At 71.5% G+C, this 16,813-nt stretch carries 14 protein-coding genes and 1 riboswitch; of the genes, 10 read left to right on the top strand and 4 right to left on the bottom strand.

Features of this window, described 5'->3' with window-relative positions; translation table 11 throughout:
• Positions 1-3: 3 nt before the first annotated feature.
• The 3 genes from FHP08_RS14530 to FHP08_RS14520 all read right to left on the bottom strand — a co-directional run bounded on the left by FHP08_RS14530 (position 4) and on the right by FHP08_RS14520 (position 3,535).
• Positions 4-1,248 (bottom strand): purine-cytosine permease family protein, encoded by a 1,245-nt coding sequence (locus tag FHP08_RS14530; protein ID WP_147705216.1) that lies wholly within the window; start codon positions 1,246-1,248, stop codon positions 4-6.
• Positions 1,239-1,350, bottom strand: a riboswitch (TPP riboswitch). Its footprint overlaps the gene before it by 10 nt.
• 69 nt (positions 1,351-1,419) lie before the next feature.
• Positions 1,420-3,033, bottom strand: coding sequence for a rhodanese-like domain-containing protein (locus FHP08_RS14525; protein ID WP_147705215.1), 1,614 nt, complete (start codon positions 3,031-3,033; stop codon positions 1,420-1,422).
• 79 nt (positions 3,034-3,112) lie between these two features.
• Positions 3,113-3,535, bottom strand: a complete 423-nt coding sequence (locus tag FHP08_RS14520) for a cupin domain-containing protein (protein WP_147705214.1) — start codon at positions 3,533-3,535, stop codon at positions 3,113-3,115.
• A 138-nt stretch (positions 3,536-3,673) separates the two neighbouring features.
• On the opposite strand from FHP08_RS14520, the gene FHP08_RS14515 reads away from it, so the two are divergent.
• Positions 3,674-5,227, top strand: coding sequence for a winged helix-turn-helix domain-containing protein (locus tag FHP08_RS14515; protein WP_147705213.1), 1,554 nt, complete (start codon positions 3,674-3,676; stop codon positions 5,225-5,227).
• Positions 5,228-5,277: 50 nt separating this feature from the next.
• Here FHP08_RS14515 and FHP08_RS14510 read toward each other — a convergent pair whose 3' ends face one another.
• Positions 5,278-6,618 (bottom strand): nucleoside recognition domain-containing protein, encoded by a 1,341-nt coding sequence (locus tag FHP08_RS14510; RefSeq protein WP_147705212.1) that lies wholly within the window; start codon positions 6,616-6,618, stop codon positions 5,278-5,280.
• Between the two features lie 178 nt (positions 6,619-6,796).
• Between FHP08_RS14510 and FHP08_RS14505 the strand changes: the two genes are divergently transcribed.
• The 9 genes from FHP08_RS14505 (at position 6,797) to FHP08_RS14465 (ending at position 16,767) form a co-directional block, all read left to right on the top strand.
• Entirely contained in the window at positions 6,797-7,630 is an 834-nt protein-coding gene (locus FHP08_RS14505) for an aldo/keto reductase (protein ID WP_147705211.1), read from the top strand.
• Between the two features lie 106 nt (positions 7,631-7,736).
• Positions 7,737-8,303, top strand: a complete 567-nt coding sequence (locus FHP08_RS14500) for an NADPH-dependent FMN reductase (RefSeq protein WP_147705210.1) — start codon at positions 7,737-7,739, stop codon at positions 8,301-8,303.
• A 2-nt stretch (positions 8,304-8,305) separates the two neighbouring features.
• Positions 8,306-8,707 carry a hypothetical protein gene (locus FHP08_RS14495; RefSeq protein WP_147705209.1) on the top strand — a complete coding sequence of 134 codons (402 nt, stop codon included), beginning with the start codon at positions 8,306-8,308 and terminating at the stop codon, positions 8,705-8,707.
• A 3-nt stretch (positions 8,708-8,710) separates the two neighbouring features.
• Positions 8,711-9,514, top strand: coding sequence for an SDR family NAD(P)-dependent oxidoreductase (locus tag FHP08_RS14490; protein WP_147705208.1), 804 nt, complete (start codon positions 8,711-8,713; stop codon positions 9,512-9,514).
• 38 nt (positions 9,515-9,552) lie between these two features.
• Complete coding sequence (locus FHP08_RS14485; protein WP_147705207.1) at positions 9,553-11,877, top strand: xanthine dehydrogenase family protein molybdopterin-binding subunit; 2,325 nt, start codon at positions 9,553-9,555, stop codon at positions 11,875-11,877.
• Positions 11,870-13,105 carry an aspartate aminotransferase family protein gene (locus tag FHP08_RS14480; RefSeq protein WP_222707907.1) on the top strand — a complete coding sequence of 412 codons (1,236 nt, stop codon included), beginning with the start codon at positions 11,870-11,872 and terminating at the stop codon, positions 13,103-13,105. Before FHP08_RS14485 ends, FHP08_RS14480 begins: the two co-directional genes overlap by 8 nt.
• 21 nt (positions 13,106-13,126) lie before the next feature.
• Entirely contained in the window at positions 13,127-14,914 is a 1,788-nt protein-coding gene (locus tag FHP08_RS14475) for an ABC transporter ATP-binding protein (protein WP_147705206.1), read from the top strand.
• A gap of 100 nt (positions 14,915-15,014) precedes the next feature.
• Positions 15,015-16,112, top strand: a complete 1,098-nt coding sequence (locus FHP08_RS14470) for a methionine ABC transporter ATP-binding protein (protein ID WP_147705205.1) — start codon at positions 15,015-15,017, stop codon at positions 16,110-16,112.
• The gene (locus FHP08_RS14465) at positions 16,102-16,767 is read left to right on the top strand and encodes a methionine ABC transporter permease (protein WP_147705204.1); all 666 of its coding nucleotides are present in this window, start codon (positions 16,102-16,104) and stop codon (positions 16,765-16,767) included. Before FHP08_RS14470 ends, FHP08_RS14465 begins: the two co-directional genes overlap by 11 nt.
• Positions 16,768-16,813: the final 46 nt, after the last annotated feature.

Raw genomic sequence — 16,813 nt, 5'->3', positions numbered from 1 at the left:
ATGCTACCGCGACAAGCGCGCCAGCACGAAGGTGAGCGCCAGCGTCGGCAGCGCCGAGCCCAGTTGCGTGGACACCTGCGGCAGCAGGTGGAAGCAGGCCACGCCCAGCAGCCAGATCGCCACCGCGCCGCGGTTGACCCGCGCGGCGCCGACCAGATTCGCCACGTCGCCCCGGCCGCCCAGCCGGCCCAGGATCACGCCGTACAGCGGCACGAAGACCGAGCTGAGCATCAGCAGGAAGGGCTCCAGGCTGTGCATCGGCAGCACCATCGCCAGCCCGGTGCAAAGCACCGCCAGCGCGATGCCCCAGGCCCGGGTCCCCCACTTCGGCACCAGGCTGTGCCCGGCGACCGAGCCCGAGTACAGGTCGCCGTAGGCGTTGTCGACCTCGTCGACCAGGATCAGCCCGAGCGCGATCAGCCCGCCCTGCGCCAGCAGCAGCGCGGCCACCAGGTCGGTCGAAGGCGTGGTCAGCGCGACCAGCACGCCCAGCGTGTAGCACCAGGCGTTGGCCACCGCGTAACCCAGCCAGGTGCCGCGCAAGGCGCTCGCGCCGTCGCGGCCGTGCCGCGAGAAGTCGGCCACCAGCGGCAGCCAGGAGATCGGCATCGCGATCACCAGGTCGAGCGCGCCCATCGTGCTCATGCCGCCCGAGCCGCCGCGGTTCCAGATCTCGCTCCAGCCCATGGCCTGCGCCTTGCCCAGGAACTGCCAGCTGAGCCACAACAGCGACAGGATCACCAGCGGCAGCGCGAAGCGGCCGATGAACTTTCGAACCAGCGTGACCATCGAACCGGTCAGCAGCCCGATCAGCAGCAGGCCGAACGCGATGGTGACGAGCGCCAGCGGCAGCGCCACGCCGGCCCGCTGCCCGATCGCGAGCACCCCGTCGCGCATGACGACCATCTCGAAGGTGGTCCAGCCGATCAGCTGCACGATGTTCAGCAGCACCGGCAGGCGGGCGAAGCTGCTGCCGTAGGCCGCGTGCATCAGCCCCGCGCTCGACAGGCCGCTGTCGCAGCCGAGCTTCGCGGTCCAGGCGAGCAGGCCGGCGCCCAGCACCGAGCCCGCCACGATGGCCAGCATCGCGGCCTGGGTGCCCAGCGCCGGCACGAGGAAGGAGCCGACCTGCATCACCAGCAAGCCGACGCCCAGGCTCAGCCAGAGCGATGCGTGGTCGCGCCAGCCGAACAGGCGCTCGGCGGCGGAAAGCGGAATGAGGGCGGTGTTGCGGGCGATCGTCGTCATGGTGGCTTCCCTGCGCGGGCATTACCCCGATCAGGTTCGAAGGGTTTGCTCTCAGCCGCGCGCAGACAGGCAGGTTCGCGCGCAGCACCCCCAGCAGAACACCGGCGACCGAGAGCGGCCACCGGGCAGGCGCAAGTGTAGCCGAAGACCTCGATCGCCGAAGGTCCCGGCTCAGGGCCGTACCGGGAAGTCGGGGAAGACGATCCCCTCGCGCTCGAGTTGTCCGACCAGGCCGACCTCCCAGCTCAGATACTCGGTCATCGCCTTGCCGAGTTCGTCGTGGTCGTAGGGGCTGTACCAGACGTCGTCGGGTTCGCTGGCGAGCCGCTCGAAGCCGGTGGCCAGCGGCAGGCCCGCGGCTGCCCAGGCCCGCGTGCCGCCGGCGAGCACGCGCAACTTTCGCCCGGGCGCGGCCGCGATCGCGTCGGCGGCGGCCAGCCTGGCGAAATCGCCATCGTCCGATGCGAGCACCAGCTCGCCTTGCGGGGGCAGCTTGGCGAAGGCCTCGCCGAAGCGCGCGCGCACCGCGAACCAGGCCCCCGGGATGTGCCCCACGCGATAGCGAAGGCTGCTGGCCAGGTCGAGGACGACCGCCGCGCCCGCATCGACCAGCCGCTGCAGCTCGCCGACCGAGACGCTCTCGCAGGCCGGGAGTCCGTCGCCGCCGAGCGTGGCCGCCGGCCCGGGCCCCTTCTCGAGCGCGAGCCCCGCGGCCCGCAGCCCGCCGCCGAGCACGCAGGCCTCTTCCCAGCCCATTTGCCTGAGCCACGACGCGGTCATTCGCGCGCGCACGCCATTGTCGTCGACCAGCACGATTCGGGCGCCGCGCGTGCCGGCATAGAAATCGGTCGATTGCACCAGCTGGCCGCCGGGCGCGTGACGCGAACCGGAGAGGTGTCCTGCCTCGTACTCCTCGGGCGTGCGAACGTCGAACAGGTACAGCGTTCGCCGGTCCGCCTCGCGCTGGAGGGCCCGCAGTCGCTCGGCGTCGATCTCCCGAACCCCGAAGCGCTCGGCCACCCGGCGCGAGGCCTCGATCGCCTGCGCGAGGCCCTCGGGCGTCGGGGGCGGTGCGACCGCCCGGCTGCCGTGCGCGAGCGTCTCGCCGGCGAGGTGCCAGCCGCCCGTTCCGTTCCGCAGCGCGACGACCCGGTTCGGAACCCCGGCGTTGATCAGCGACTGCGCCCCGATGATGCTGCGCGTGCGCCCGGCGCAATTGACGACGATCGTCGTCGCCTCGTCGACCAGGCCGAAGGCACGGTGGACCAGCTCGGCGCCCGGACAGTCGATCCCGCCCGGCAGGCTGAAGCGATGGAACTCGTCGAAGGGCCGGCTGTCGAGCACGACCACGGGTCGTCCCTCGGCCCGCCAGGCAAGGAGCTCGGCGGGATCGATGCTCGGCGTGCCGTCGCGATGCTCGATCACCTCGCCGAAGGCCTTGCTCGGCACGTGCACGCCCGAGAACACCTCGAAGCCGGCCGCGCGCCAGCCCTGGAGGCCGCCCTCGAGCATCGACACGTCTTCGTAGCCCCAGGCTGAAATCCGCTCGACCGCGCGCCGCGCGAGCTCGCCGCCATCGCCGTCGGTCAGCACGATACGGGTGCCGAGCCTCGGCACCAGCAGGCCGAGCCGGCGCTCGAGGTGGCTGAACGGCGCGGGCACCGCCCAGAACGCATGACCGCGGCTGAACACGCCTTCCTCGCGCACGTCGAGGAAGGCGATCTCCTGCCCGTCCGAGAGCATGGATCTCAGCCGGCTGGCCGGCACCCTGCGGCTCTTCTTCATCGGGGTCTCCTGGGACGCGTCACGCGGCAACGAGCACGATCTTCACATGACTTCTCGGCCGCCCCCGACCGGCGTCCCGCTAAGGCACCAGGGCATCGAGCTCCGGTCGCATCGAGACGCTCTCCTGCGCGGTCGCTTCGTTGCGCACCCCCACGAACACCGCCGGGACGGCGCTCCGGTTGACCGCAACGTGCGGCACCTTGGCCGGCACGAACAGGTAGTCGCCGGGCCGGGCGAGCGCGCGATGCGCGAGGCCCTCGCCGCTCCACAGCTCGACCTCGTCGCCCGAAAGCATGTAGAAGGCCGATTCGTGGCGCTCGTGGACATGCGCCCGGGTTCTCTCGCCCGGCGGGAGCGTGACCAGGCCGAGGAACAACGAGGTCGAGGCCACGGTCTCGGCGCTGATCCCCGGGGCGTAGACGGTTCCCTGCTCGCTGCGATAGGGCGTGGCGCCGTCGACGACCCTGCAGGTCGCGCCGGTGATGTCGGTCGAAGCGTTCATGCTGCCTCCTTTCGCGGTGGACGCGAAGCCGCACCATCGCGGCCCGCGACGCCCAGCATCGCGCCGCCGCTCGCCACAGTCCCGAAGCGCGGCCGAAATCCTGCAAAATCTTCCAAAGCCCATCCCCGGAGATGGCCGATGCGCGCAAGGCGATTCCAGTTCGGGCCCTACGTCCTTGACCCCGGCCGGAGCGTGCTGCTGCGCGACGGCGCGCCGGTGGCGATCGGAAACCGCGCGTTCGCCCTGCTGCGGGCGCTCGTCGAGGCAGACGGCCGGGTCGTCACGAAGGAAGGACTGCTCGAGGCCGCGTGGCCCGGCCTGATCGTCGAGGAGGGCAATCTTTCGGTCCAGGTCGCCGCGCTGCGCAGGCTGCTGGGCGAGGCACCCGGCGGCGGCGAGTGGGTCGTCACCGTTGCGCGAGCCGGCTACCGCTTCGCGGCGCCGGTCGCGGCGCTGGACGACCCGGCCGACGACCTGACCGGCCCTGTCTCGGCAGGCCTCGCGGGCAGGCCCTCGATCGCCGTCCTGCCCTTCGCCGACCTGGGCGGCGACCCCGGCACCGAGTACTTCGCCGACGGCATCGCCGAGGACCTGATCACGGCGCTGTCGCGCTTCCGCTGGTTCTCGGTGGTCGGCCGCAGCGCCAGTTTCGCGTTTCGCGGCAGCACGCACGGTCCCGCCGAGATCGGCCGCCGGCTCGGCGTGCGCTACGCGCTCGAGGGCAGCGTTCGGCGCTCGGCCGGACGGATCCGGATGTCCGTGCGCATGCTCGAGACCGCAAGCGGCAACCAGCTTTGGGCCGATCGCCACGACATCGCCGAGGGCTTCGCGCTCGACGAGATGTTCGCGGTGCAGGACCGCATCGCCCTGCAGGTCGCCGGGGCGATGGAACCCGAGCTGCTCAGGTCCGAGTCGGCGCTCGCGGCCCGGCGGCGACACAGCGGGAGCGCGACCGCCTGGGACCGGGTCCACCAGGGCGCGTGGCTGTTCCACCACGTCGTCCGCGACGACCACCTGCGGGCCCGCGAGCTGTTCCGCGAGGCCGCCCGGCTCGACGCGGACCTGCCCGAGGCCCGCGTGTGGCTGGCGCGAGTCAGCGCGGGGATCGTCGCCTACGGCTGGAGCAGCGACGAATGCGCCGACCTGCGCGAGGGCGTCGATGCAGGCCTGAGGGCCGTCCAGCTCGATGAGCTGAACCCTTACGCGCACTACGGGCTGGCGATCGCGAGCGTCTACGCCGACGCCTTCGAGCCGGCAATCCGGGCCGCCAGGCAGGCGATCGAGCTCAGCCCCGGGTTCGCGCTCGGACACCTCGTGCTCGGCATGGCCCGCCTGTTCGCCGGCGATGCGCGCGGCGCGCTCGCGCCGCTTCGGAAAGGGCTCGCTCTGAACCCGCACGACCCGCAGAACTTCGTCTGGAACAACCTGCTGGCCTGGGCACTGCTGTTCGCCTATGAGCCGCGCGACGCGCTGGCCGCCGCGACGCGTGCGCTCACGATCCGGCCCGACTGGGCACCGGCCGCCGAGGCCGCAGCGGCCTGCCACGCCGAGCTCGGCGAGCTTCAGGTCGCACGCCCCTTCCTCGGACGCGTCGTCGCGAACGCTCCCGGCGACGTCATGGCGCCCCTCAGGCGCCAGAACCCCGACTGGGCCGAACGGATGCGTGCCCTCGCCACGCGCGGCGGCCTCTGACCCGCCGCGGCCGCGGGTCCGCATCGCCGCCTCGCAAGGCTGCCCTTCGCTCAGCCGAACAGCCAGCTGCAGATCGCCACCGTGGCGATCACCGCCACCACGTCGGCCGTCAGCGCGGCCGCCAGCGCGTGCCGCATCCGCCGCACCTGGACCGCGCCGAAGTACACCGCCAACACGTAGAAGGTCGTCTCGGTCGAGCCCTGCAACGTGGTCACCAGGTAGCCCACGTAGCTGTCCGGCCCGGTGGCCGGATCCTGGATGATCGCGGCCATCACGCCGTAGGCGCCCGAACCCGACAAGGGTCGCAGCAGCGCCATCGGCAGCGCCTCGGCCGGCAGCCCGAAGCGCGCGGTGAAGCCGCCGAGAAAGCCCACCATCGCGTCCAGCGCGCCGCTCGCCCTGAACATGCCCACCGCGACCAGGATCGCCACCAGGTAGGGAATGATCCGCAGCGCGACCTGGAAACCCTCCTTCGCGCCGTCGACGAAGACCTCGTAGACCGCGACCCGGCGCAGCGCGCCGAACAGCAGGAAGCCGACCATCAGGCCCGGCAGGATCCACGGCGACACGACGCGCCCCCAGACGATCGTGGCCGGGATCAGCGCCACGATGCCGGCCAGCGCGAGCACCGACGCCCAGAGCGGATAACCGCGGCCGGCCGCCGCGAGATCAGCGCCGCCGGAGCCGCCGCCCGACCCGGCGCTCGCGTCGCCGGCATCCGCCCCGCCGCCCTCGCGCACCCAGGGCCGGTCGATGGCCGCGGCAGCCGGGTCCGCCGGTCCGAGCGGGGCGAAGCGCTGGTAGAGCTTGGCGGCCACGATCGCCGCGATCGTCGAGCAGGCGGTCGCGAACAGCGTGGTCGGCAGGATCGCCGCCGGGTCGGCCGAGCCGGCCGCCGCGCGGATCGCGATCACGCCGGTGGGCAACAGCGTGACGCCCGAGGTGTTGATCGCCAGGAACAGCGCCATCGCGTTGGTGGCGGTCCCCGGGCGCGTGTTGAGCTTGTCGAGCTCCTGCATCGCGCGGATGCCGAAGGGCGTGGCCGCGTTGCCCAGGCCCAGCGCATTGGCCGACATGTTCAGGATCATCGCGCCCATCGCCGGATGGTCGGCCGGCACGTCGGGAAAGAGCCGGGTCATCAGCGGTCGGATCAGCTTCGCGATGATGACCAGCAGGCCGCCGGCTTCGGCCACCTTCATGAGGCCGAGGAAGAGCGTCATCACCCCCACCAGGCCGATCGCCAGCTCGACCGCGCCGCCGGCCGAGGAAATCATCGCGGCCGACAGCGCCTCCATCGGGGACTTCGCGCCGGCGGCCGGCACGTGGCCGAACTGCCGCCACGCAGCGGCGCCGAAGGCGATCAGGACGATTCCGAGGAAGATCCGGTTCATTGCGGGCCGTGGCTGGAAAATGCCCGATCATAAGGGTCCGCCCGCCTCCCAGGACTGGCCATCCCGTGATCAGGTTCTACCGCAACACCGCCCCGGACCCGATGAAGCTCGCGCGGCTGCTCGACGAGATCGGCGCGCGGCCGGGCGCGCCGCCCGAGGGCGCCCGAACGGAGCGCGCATGAGATCCGTGACACTTCCCTCCGGCAAGACCGTGCCCTGTCTCGGCCAGGGCACCTGGACGATGGGCGAGGGGCCGTCGGCCCGCGCGCGCGAGATCGCCGCGCTGCGCACTGGCCTGGATCTCGGCCTCACGCTGATCGACACCGCCGAGATGTACGGCGAGGGCCTCGCCGAAGCGCTGGTGGCCGAGGCCATCGAGGGCCGCCGCGACGAGGTCTTCATCGTGAGCAAGGTCTACCCGCACAACGCCTCGCGCCGCGACGTGGCGGCGGCGTGCGAGCGCAGCCTGGCGCGCCTGGCCACCGACCGGATCGACCTCTACCTGCTGCATTGGCGCGGATCGGTGCCGCTGGCCGAGACCGTGCGCGGCTTCGAGGACCTGCAGCACGCCGGCAAGATCCGCCACTGGGGCGTCAGCAACCTGGACCTGGCCGACATGCGCGAGCTGTGGTCCGTGCCCGGCGGCGCGCAGGCCGCGACGAACCAGCTGCTCTACAACCTGGAGCGCCGCGGCGTCGAGTGGGACCTGCTGCCGTGGCTGCGCGAGCGCGGCGTGCCGGTGATGGCCTATTCGCCGATCGAGCAGGGCCGGCTGCTTCGGCACCGCGGCCTGCGCGCCTTCGCACAGCGGCACGGCATGACGCCGGCGCAGGCCGCGCTGGCCTGGCTGCTGCGCCGCGAGGACGTCATCGCGATTCCGAAGGCCTCGAGCCCGGAGCGGGTGAAGGAGAACGCCGGCGCGATCGCGCATCGGCTCGATGCGGCGCAGCTCGCGGAACTGGATGCCCTGTTCGCCCCGCCGGAACGGGCGGTGCCGCTCGAGATGCTCTGAAAGGTCGCTACGCGTTCCCCGGCCCGCACCCCGTCCATGCCTGCCGGGGCCGAGGCGGCTTAAGATCCCGGATTCGACCGACCGACAACGACGAGGAACCTTCGCCATGGCCCTGAAGCTTCACGTGATCACCGTCAGCACCCGCCCCGGCCGCGTCGGCCCCTCGGTAGCGAAATGGTTCTCGGGCTTCGCCGCCGCACACGGCAAGTTCGACGTGCGGTCGGTGGACCTGGCCGAGTTCGCGCTGCCGGTCTACGACGAGCCCAATCACCCGGTCATGCAGAAGTACCAGCACGAGCACACGAAGAAGTGGGCGGCGAGCGTGGCCGAGGCCGACGCCTACGTGTTCGTGACCCCCGAGTACAACTTCAACCCGCCGCCGGCCTTCTACAACGCGCTGAACTACGTCTACAAGGAGTGGAACTACAAGCCGGCCGGCTTCGTCAGCTACGGCGGCGTGTCCGGCGGCCTGCGCGCCACGCAGATGGCCAAGCAGCTGGTCACCACCCTGAAGATGATGCCGATGTACGAAGGCGTGATGGTGCCGATGGTTGCCCAGCTGCTCGACGAGAACAAGGCGTTCAAGTCCAACGAGCTGATCGACAAGTCGGCCGCCGCCATGCTCGACGAACTCCTCAGGTGGGCCACGGCGATGAAGCCGATGCGCGGCTGAGCATGAGCGCCCTGCCGCCGGCCGACAGGCGCGCCGTTGCGCGCCCAGCCCGCGCACGCCGGGTCGCCCTGCCCGCGTTGACGGCCTGTTTGCTGGGCCTGGGCCTGGCCCCGATTCCGGTCCCTGCCGAGGACCTGCCGGCCGGCGCCGCCCTCGCCGTCGAGATGGGCTGCCACAACTGCCACCGCCCGGGCTCGCGCCACGCCGATGCGCCCACCTTCGAGCACCTGGCCCGCGAGCTCGCGAAGCATCGCGGCGACCCGCAGGCGGCGGCCCGGCTCGGCGTCGAGCTGCGCAAGGGCGAACCCTTCCATCCCCGGGTCGTCGCCCACGAACAACTTTCGCCCGAGACGGCGGCGAAGCTGATGCAGTGGCTCGTCGACGGGGCGAAGCGGAGCCAGTAGACCATGTCCGCGAAAGCCGCCGCCTCGACTCCTTCCCGGAAAGTCGCCCTCGTCACCGGAGCCGCCCGCGGCATCGGACTCGCCGTCGCCCGGCGCTTCCTGCGCGAGGGCTGGCGCGTGGGGCTTCTCGACATCGACGGACCCGAGCTGGCGAAGGCGCTGGCCGCGATCGGCGAGCCCGACCGCACGCTGGCGCTGGAATGCGACGTGGCGATCGGCGCGCAGGTCGACGCCGCGGTCACCGAGCTCGCCGCCCGCTTCGGCCGCATCGACGCGCTGGTCAACAACGCCGGCGTCGCCGTGTTCAAGCCGATGCTCGAGCACACCGCGGCCGAGTGGGAGCGGGTGATCGCGGTCAACCTGACCGGCCCCTTCCTGTGCACGCAGGCCTGCGCGCCGGTCATGCTGCGCCACGGCGGCGGCAGCGTGGTGAACATCGCGTCGATCTCGGGGCTGCGTGCCAGCATGCTGCGCGTGGCCTACGGCACCAGCAAGGCCGGCGTGATCCACCTGACCAGGCAGCAGGCGGCCGAGCTCGGCAACCTCGGCATCCGCGTCAATGCCATCGCGCCGGGCCCGGTCGACACCGCCATGGCGAAGAAGGTCCACACGCCGGACATCCGCGCCGACTATCACGACGCCATCCCGCTCAATCGCTACGGCAGCGAAGACGAGATCGCCAATGGCGTCTGGTTCCTGTGCAGCGACGAAGCCAGCTACGTCAACGGCCAGACGCTCGCGGTGGACGGCGGCTTCGATGCCGTGGGCATCGGGCTGCCGAGCCTGCGGGGCGCGCGGGCCCGGTAGACTCCGGATTCCCCGCGGGACACCCTGGAGCATCGACCGTGTCAGACACGACCGAATTCGGCCGCTTCGGCAGCGGCAAACCCGTGCGCCGGATCGAGGACGCGAGCCTCGTCAGCGGCCGCGGCGCCTTCGTCGACGACTTCAACCTGCCCGGCCAGGGCTGGCTCTGCTTCCTGCGCTCGCCCCATGCTCACGCGCGGATCGTCTCGGTCGACGCCTCGGCGGCCCGCGAGATGCCCGGCGTCGTCGCGGTCTTCACCGGCCAGGACCTGGTCGAGGCCGGCGTCGGCGTCTTCCCCGGGCCCACCGGCTTCCAGCGCCCCGACGGATCGCCCGGGGCCACGCCGCCCCGCCGCCTGTTGGCCCACGAGCGGGTCCGCTACGTCGGCGAAGCCGTGGCCGCGATCGTGGCCGAGAGCCGGGAGAGCGCCATCGAGGCGCGCGACGCGATCTTCGTCGACTACGAGGACCTGCCCGCGGTCGTCGACCTGGCCGGCGCGACCGCCCCCGGCGCGCCGCTGCTGTGCGACGAGGCCCCCGGCAACCTGTCGGCGCGGATGCGGCACGGCGACGCCGAGGCCGCGGCCAAGGCCTTCGCCGCCGCCGCGCACGTGGTCGCCATGGACCTGGTCAACCAGCGGCTCGTGCCGGCGCCCCTGGAGCCGCGCGGCGCGCTGGCCAGCCACGACCCCGCCACCGGGGTGATCACGCTGCGCCTGAGCACGCAGATGCCCGGCGGGGCGCGCAACACGCTGGCGAAAGACATCCTGGACATGGCGCCGGAGAAGATCCGCGTCGTGGTCGGCGACGTCGGCGGCGGCTTCGGCATGAAGACCGGCCTGTACCCCGAGGACGCGGTCGTCGCCTGGGCCGCGCGCCAGCTGGGCCGCCCGGTCAAGTGGACCGCCGACCGCAGCGAGGAGTTCCTCGCCGCCACGCACGGGCGCGACCTGGAGAGCCACGCCGAGCTCGCGCTCGACGCCGACGGGCGCATCCTCGCGCTGCGCGTGCGCTCGCGCGCCAACGTCGGCGCCTATGCCACGCCCACCGCGGTCGCGATCCAGGTGCTGATCGGCCCCTGGGTGCAGACCAGCATCTACGACATCCGGACGATCGACTTCGACTTCGAGGCGATCCTGACCAACACCACGCCGGTCGGCGCCTATCGCGGCGCCGGCCGCCCCGAGGCGATCTACATCATCGAGCGGCTGCTCGACAAGGCGGCGCGCCAGCTCGGCATCGAGCAGATCGAGATCCGCCGCCGCAACATGATCCGCCCCGAGCAGATGCCCTATCGCAACCAGATGGGCCAGACCTACGACAGCGGCGAGTTCGAGAAGATCATGGACCAGGCGCTGGCGCTCGCCGACTGGCACGGCTTCGAGGCCCGCGCCGCCGGGTCGAAGGCGCGCGGACGCCTGCGCGGGCGCGGCCTGGCGACCTTCCTCGAATGGACCGGCGGCAACGCCTTCGAGGAGCGGGTCACGGTCAGCGTGTCGGCCGACGGCTTCATCGAGATCTTCTCGGCCACGCAGGCCATGGGCCAGGGCATCGCCACCAGCTATGCGCAGCTGGCGGTCGACGTGTTCCAGGTGCCGATCGAGCGGATCCGCATCGTGCAGGGCGACACCGACCGCGGCACCGGCTTCGGCAGCGCCGGCTCGCGCTCGCTGTTCACCGGCGGCTCGGCGGTCAGCGTCGCGTCGAAGCAGACGGTGCGCAAGGCGCAGGACCTGGCCGCCGAAGCGCTCGAGGCCGCGCCCGACGACATCGAATACCAGGCCGGCGCCTTCCGCATCGTCGGCACCGACCGATCCATCGACCTGTTCGACCTCGCCGCCCGCCAGCCCGAGCGGCAGATCTGGATGGACTCGACCAGCTCGGTCGAGGGCCCCAGCTGGCCCAACGGCTGCCACGTGTGCGAGGTCGAGGTCGACCCCGACACCGGCGAGGTCGCGGTGCTCGACTACAGCTCGGTCAACGACGTCGGCCGCGTGGTCAACCCGGTCATCGTGCGCGGCCAGCTCGACGGCGGCGCGGTCCAGGGGATCGGCCAGGCGCTCGGCGAGCAGGTCGTCTACGACCGCGAAAGCGGCCAGTTGCTGTCGGCCAGCTTCCTCGACTACTGGATGCCGCGCGCCGACGTCATGGGGCGCTTTCGCACCGAGATGGACCCGTCGGTGCCCTGCCGCACCAACCCGCTGGGCGTCAAGGGCGTGGGCGAGCTCGGCACGATCGGCGCCACCCCCTGCGTGGTCAACGCGGTCGTCGACGCGCTGTCGCGCGCGGGCGCCGGCGAGCGCGCGCTCGCGCTGCAGATGCCGCTGACCGCCGAGAAGGTCTGGCGGGCGCTGCATGGCTGAGGAGCGCGGCAAGGGCGCGCGGCAGGCGCCGGCGCGCTTCGACGAATCGAAGCGCCGCATCGAGGCGGCGTGCCGCTTCATGCCCGGCGGCGTGTCGAGCAACTTCCGTCACGGGATCTCGCCCACGCCGCTGGTCTTCGAGCGTGCCGAGGGTCCCTGGCTGTTCGACGTCGACGGCAATCGCCTGATCGACTACTACCTGGGCATGGGGCCGATGATCCTCGGGCACACGCCCGAGCCGGTGCTCCGCGCGGTGGCCGGGCAGCTCCAGCGGGGCATCCTCTATGGCGGCCAGAGCGCGCTCGAGGCCGAGGCGGCCGAGCTGTTCTGCTCGCTGGTGCCCTGCGCCGAGAAGCTGCGCTTCGCCAGCTCGGGCAGCGAGGCGGTGCAGGCCGCGCTGGCGCTGGCGCGCGCGGCCACCGGCCGGCGCATCGTGGTCGACTTCGAGGGCCACTACCACGGCTGGATTCCGCGCGGCGAGGTCGAACTGCTGACCTGGAACGACCTGGCCGCGCTCGAGGCCCGTCTCTCGGATGGCGACGTGGCCGCGGTCATCATGGAGCCGGCGATGTGCAACGCCGGCGCGATCGCCCCGGCGCCGGGCTATCTCGAGGGCGCACGCGCGGCCTGCAGCCGGCACGGCACCGTGCTGATCTTCGACGAGGTGATCACCGGCTTCCGGGTCGCGCCCGGCGGCGCCCAGCAATTGTTCGGCGTCACGCCCGACCTGGCCACCTTCGGCAAGTGCGTCGCCAACGGCTTTCCGGTCGCGGTCGTCGCCGGGCGGGCCGATCTGCTCGACCTGTTCGTGACCGGCGCGGCGATGCACGGCGGGACCTACAACGCGAACCCGGTCAGCATGGCGGCCACGCTCGCCACGCTGCGCGCGCTGGCCGACGGCAGCGTGCTGAGGGCGCTCGAGGCGCCCGGCCGCAGGCTGATGCAGGGCCTCGACGCGGCGCTGCGCGCGGCGGGCGTGCCGGCCGTGGTGACCGGCTTCCCGCAGATCTTCCACGTGGGCCTCGGCCTGACCGAGCCGGCCCGCGACCATCGCGACCTGGCGCGGGTCGATCGTGTGCGCTACGTGCGCTTCTGCGGCGAGCTGCTCGCGCGCCGGGTGCGCGCCCTCGAGCGCGGCGCCTGGTTCCTGTCGGCCGCCCACGACGACGCGGTCATCGACGAGACGATCGAGGCGGCCGCCGCAGCGGCCATGGCGATCCGCGGCTGACGGCGGCGTTCGGAGCGCCCCGTGAAAGTCCTCTGGCGCTACCTGAAGCCGCAGCGCAAGCTGATCGCGCTGGCGCTGCTGCTGGCCGGCGCGAGCCAGGTGCTGGCGCTCGTCGACCCGATCATCTTCGGCTGGATCATCGACGACTACGCGATCGACCGCGCGGGGAAGTCCGACGACGAGCTGATCCGGGGCGCCCTGGGCCTGCTGGCGCTCGCGGTCCTGGTCGCCGTGCTGTCGCGGCTCGCGAAGGCCTTCCAGGAGTACGTGACCCGGCTGGTGGTGCAGAAGTTCGGCGCGCAGATCTTCAACGACGGACTGCGCCAGACGCTGCGGCTGAACTACCAGGAGTTCGAGGACCAGCCCAGCGGCGAGACGCTGGCGCTGCTGCTCAAGGTGCGCACCGACACCGAGCGCTTCATCAATGCCTTCATCAACACGGTGTTCGCATCGCTGGTCGGCATGGCCTTCCTGGCCTGGTACGCGCTGACCCGCCACTGGGCGCTGGTCCCGGTGTTCCTGATCGGCGTGCTGGTGCTCGGCGGCTTCACCGGCCTGCTCAGCCGGCAGATCCGCAGCCAGCAGCGCTCGATCGTGCGCGAGACCGGCCGCAATGCGGGTTTCATCACCGAGGCGCTGCGCAACATCGAGCTGATCCGCAGCCTCGGGCTGACCTTCCCCGAGATCCGCCGTCTGCAGGCGCGCACCATGGCGCTGTTCGAGCTCGAGATGGCCAAGGTCAAGCGGATCCGCGTGCTGTCCTTCCTGCAGGGCACCACGCTCAGCCTGCTGAAGCTGTCCATCCTCTTCACGCTGCTGTGGCTGATCTTTCGCGACGTGCTGAGCACCGGCGAGCTGATCGCGATGCAGTTCATCTCGGTGTCGATCTTCGCGCCGCTGCAGGAACTGGGAAACATCATCATCGCCTGGCGCGAAGCCGAGGCCTCGCTGTCGAGCTTCGGCGCCCTGATGGAGAAACCGGTCGAGCGACGGCCTGAATCGCCGGTGGACATCGGCCCGATCGAGCGCATCCGCTTCGAGAACGTGAGCTTTCGCCACCGCGGCGCCACCGAGAACGCGCTCGACGACGTGTCCTTCTCCGCCCGGCTCGGCGACAGCGTCGCCTTCGTGGGCCCCTCCGGCTCGGGGAAGTCCACGCTGGTCAAGCTGCTGGTGGGTCTGTTCACCCCGCACGAGGGCGAGGTTTTCTACAACGAGGTGTCGACCCGCAGGCTTCGCCTCAATCGCGCGCGCCGCCAGTTCGGCATCGTGACCCAGGCGACCCACCTGTTCGCCGGCACGATCCGCGAGAACCTGCAGTTCGTGAAGCCCGACGCCACCGACGAGGAGATGGTCGCCGCGCTGCGCGACAGCGCCTGCGCCTACCTGCTCGACAAGACCGGCGAGGGGCTCGCGACACGCATCGGCGAGATGGGGATGAAGCTGTCGGGCGGCGAGCGCCAGCGCCTGGCCATCGCCCGCGCGCTGCTGCGCCAGCCGCAGCTGCTGATCTTCGACGAGGCCACCTCGGCGCTCGATTCGCTGACCGAGGAGCAGATCACCGAAACGGTCAGGCGCATCGCCCGGGAAAAGGAGCGGATCACGATCATGATCGCCCACCGCCTGTCCACGATCATGCACGCCGACACGATCCACGTGCTGGAGAAGGGGCGCATCGTGGAGAGCGGCGCCCACGACGACCTGGTGGCGCGCAAGGGGCTCTACTACGCGATGTGGCGCCAGCAGATCGGCGAGCGGCCCGGGCCGCCCGAGCCAAAGCGCGGCTCGCCCGAGCCGCCGCCCGGCTGATTCTTTGCTTATTCGCTTCCGGCACTTGCTCGCCTGATCGCTCGTCGCTCCCTAGTCTTCGCGGCTTCCTCCGATTCCTCGAAGACAAGGGAGCCATCAGATGGCCCATCCTTCCTCGCAGGCGCTGCGATCGCCGCTGCGCGGCGTTCTGTCCTTGCTCCAGCCTGTCCCGGCATCCGGCGCGGTTCCGGTCGCGCGCGGCGACGGCCCCGCGGTCGCCGCGCTGGAAGACATCGACCTGTCGGTGGCCCGCGGCGAGATCGTTGGCGTCATCGGCCGCAGCGGCGCCGGCAAGTCGACGCTGATCCGGCTCGTCAACGGACTCGAGAGCCCGACCTCGGGGCGCGTCGTCGTCGACGGGATCGACGTCGGCACGCTCGACGAGCGGGCGCTGGGCCCGGTGCGCCGCTCGATCGGGATGATCTTTCAGCACTTCAACCTGCTGTCTTCGCGCACCGTCTTCGACAACGTTGCATTGCCGCTCGAGATAGCCGGCGTGGACCGCGCCGGCATTCGCCGTCGCGTGGAGCCGCTGCTCGAGATGGTCGGCCTGGCCGACAAGCGCGATCGCTATCCGGCCGAGCTGTCGGGCGGCCAGAAGCAGCGCGTCGGCATCGCGCGCGCGCTCGCCACCCAGCCCAAGGTGCTGCTCTCCGACGAGGCGACCTCGGCGCTCGACCCCGAGACCACCACGGCGATCCTCGACCTGCTCGCAGGCATTCAGCGCGAGCTGGGCCTTACGATCCTGCTGATCACGCACGAAATGGCGGTGATCCGGCGGATCGCGCATCGGGTCGCCGTCATCGATGGCGGCCGAATCGTCGAGCAGGGAGAGGTCGCCGACGTGTTCGCGGCGCCGGCCCACGCGACGACGCGCAGCTTCCTCGGCGCCGAGACCGGCCGCGGCGTGCCGGCCTGGATCGCCGAGCGGCTGCAGACCGAGCCGGTCGAGGGCGGCAAGACGGTGCTGCGAATCGTGTTTCGCGGCGAGCACGCGACCGATCCGGTGCTGTCGCAACTGTCGCGCGAGCTCGGCATCGACGTGAACATCCTGTCGGGCTCGATCGAGCGGATCGGCGGGAGCCCTTTCGGCATCCTGCTGGTCGCCCTGCCCGGCGATGCCGCCGCGCAGGCGCGCGCGGCCCGGTTCCTCGCCGACCGCGAACTCCACACCGAGGTGATCGGCCATGTCCGCTGAACTGCTGCAACTGATCCTGAACGCCGCGCTCGAGACCCTCTGGATGGTCGCGGTGTCGGGCGGCATCGCAATGGCGCTCGGCCTGCCCCTCGGCGTCTTCCTCGCCACCAGCGGCCGCGGCGAGCTCTTCGCCGCGCCAATCGCCAACCGGCTGCTGGGCCTGGTCGTCAACGTCACCCGCTCTACGCCCTTCATCATCCTGGTGGTCGCGATCATCCCGTTCACACGGCTCGTCGCCGGCACCTCGATCGGCACCAACGCCGCGATCGTGCCGCTGACCGTCGCCGCCACGCCCTTCATCGCACGCCTCGTCGAGACTGCGATCCGCGAAGTCGACCCGGGCCTGGTCGAGGCCGCTCGCGCGATCGGCGCGCGGCCGTTGCAGATCGTGACCAAGGTGCTGATCCCTGAGGCGACCCCGACCATCGTACTCAGCATGACGCTGGCCATCGTCAGCCTGATCGGCTTCTCGGCGATGGTCGGCGCGGTCGGTGGCGGCGGACTCGGCGACCTCGGCATCCGCTACGGCTACCAGCGCTTCATGCCCGAGACGATGGCCATCGTCGTCGTCGTGCTGGTCGCGTTGGTCCAGGCCGTCCAGTCGACCGGCGAGCGGCTCGCACGCCGGCTCAACCGGCGCATCCGCCACGCGTGATGGGCAGCCTGCCCACCCACTCTCGTTCCCCCCTCGAATCAAGGAA

It is taken from the genome of Zeimonas arvi, from assembly GCF_008039575.1.
GTDB lineage: Bacteria > Pseudomonadota > Gammaproteobacteria > Burkholderiales > Burkholderiaceae_E > Zeimonas > Zeimonas arvi.
Note: the sequence above shows the minus strand (reverse complement) of the source record. Positions and strands in the feature narration are given on the sequence as shown.

Excerpts from the sequence above, each read along its gene's own strand:
- FHP08_RS14530 (WP_147705216.1), bottom strand. The coding sequence starts at position 1,248 with ATGACGACGATCGCCCGCAACACCGCCCTCATTCCGCTTTCCGCCGCC.
- FHP08_RS14525 (WP_147705215.1), bottom strand. The coding sequence starts at position 3,033 with ATGAAGAAGAGCCGCAGGGTGCCGGCCAGCCGGCTGAGATCCATGCTC.
- FHP08_RS14520 (WP_147705214.1), bottom strand. The coding sequence starts at position 3,535 with ATGAACGCTTCGACCGACATCACCGGCGCGACCTGCAGGGTCGTCGAC.
- FHP08_RS14515 (WP_147705213.1), top strand. The coding sequence starts at position 3,674 with ATGCGCGCAAGGCGATTCCAGTTCGGGCCCTACGTCCTTGACCCCGGC.
- FHP08_RS14510 (WP_147705212.1), bottom strand. The coding sequence starts at position 6,618 with ATGAACCGGATCTTCCTCGGAATCGTCCTGATCGCCTTCGGCGCCGCT.
- FHP08_RS14505 (WP_147705211.1), top strand. The coding sequence starts at position 6,797 with ATGAGATCCGTGACACTTCCCTCCGGCAAGACCGTGCCCTGTCTCGGC.
- FHP08_RS14500 (WP_147705210.1), top strand. The coding sequence starts at position 7,737 with ATGGCCCTGAAGCTTCACGTGATCACCGTCAGCACCCGCCCCGGCCGC.
- FHP08_RS14495 (WP_147705209.1), top strand. The coding sequence starts at position 8,306 with ATGAGCGCCCTGCCGCCGGCCGACAGGCGCGCCGTTGCGCGCCCAGCC.
- FHP08_RS14490 (WP_147705208.1), top strand. The coding sequence starts at position 8,711 with ATGTCCGCGAAAGCCGCCGCCTCGACTCCTTCCCGGAAAGTCGCCCTC.
- FHP08_RS14480 (WP_222707907.1), top strand. The coding sequence starts at position 11,870 with ATGGCTGAGGAGCGCGGCAAGGGCGCGCGGCAGGCGCCGGCGCGCTTC.
- FHP08_RS14470 (WP_147705205.1), top strand. The coding sequence starts at position 15,015 with ATGGCCCATCCTTCCTCGCAGGCGCTGCGATCGCCGCTGCGCGGCGTT.
- FHP08_RS14465 (WP_147705204.1), top strand. The coding sequence starts at position 16,102 with ATGTCCGCTGAACTGCTGCAACTGATCCTGAACGCCGCGCTCGAGACC.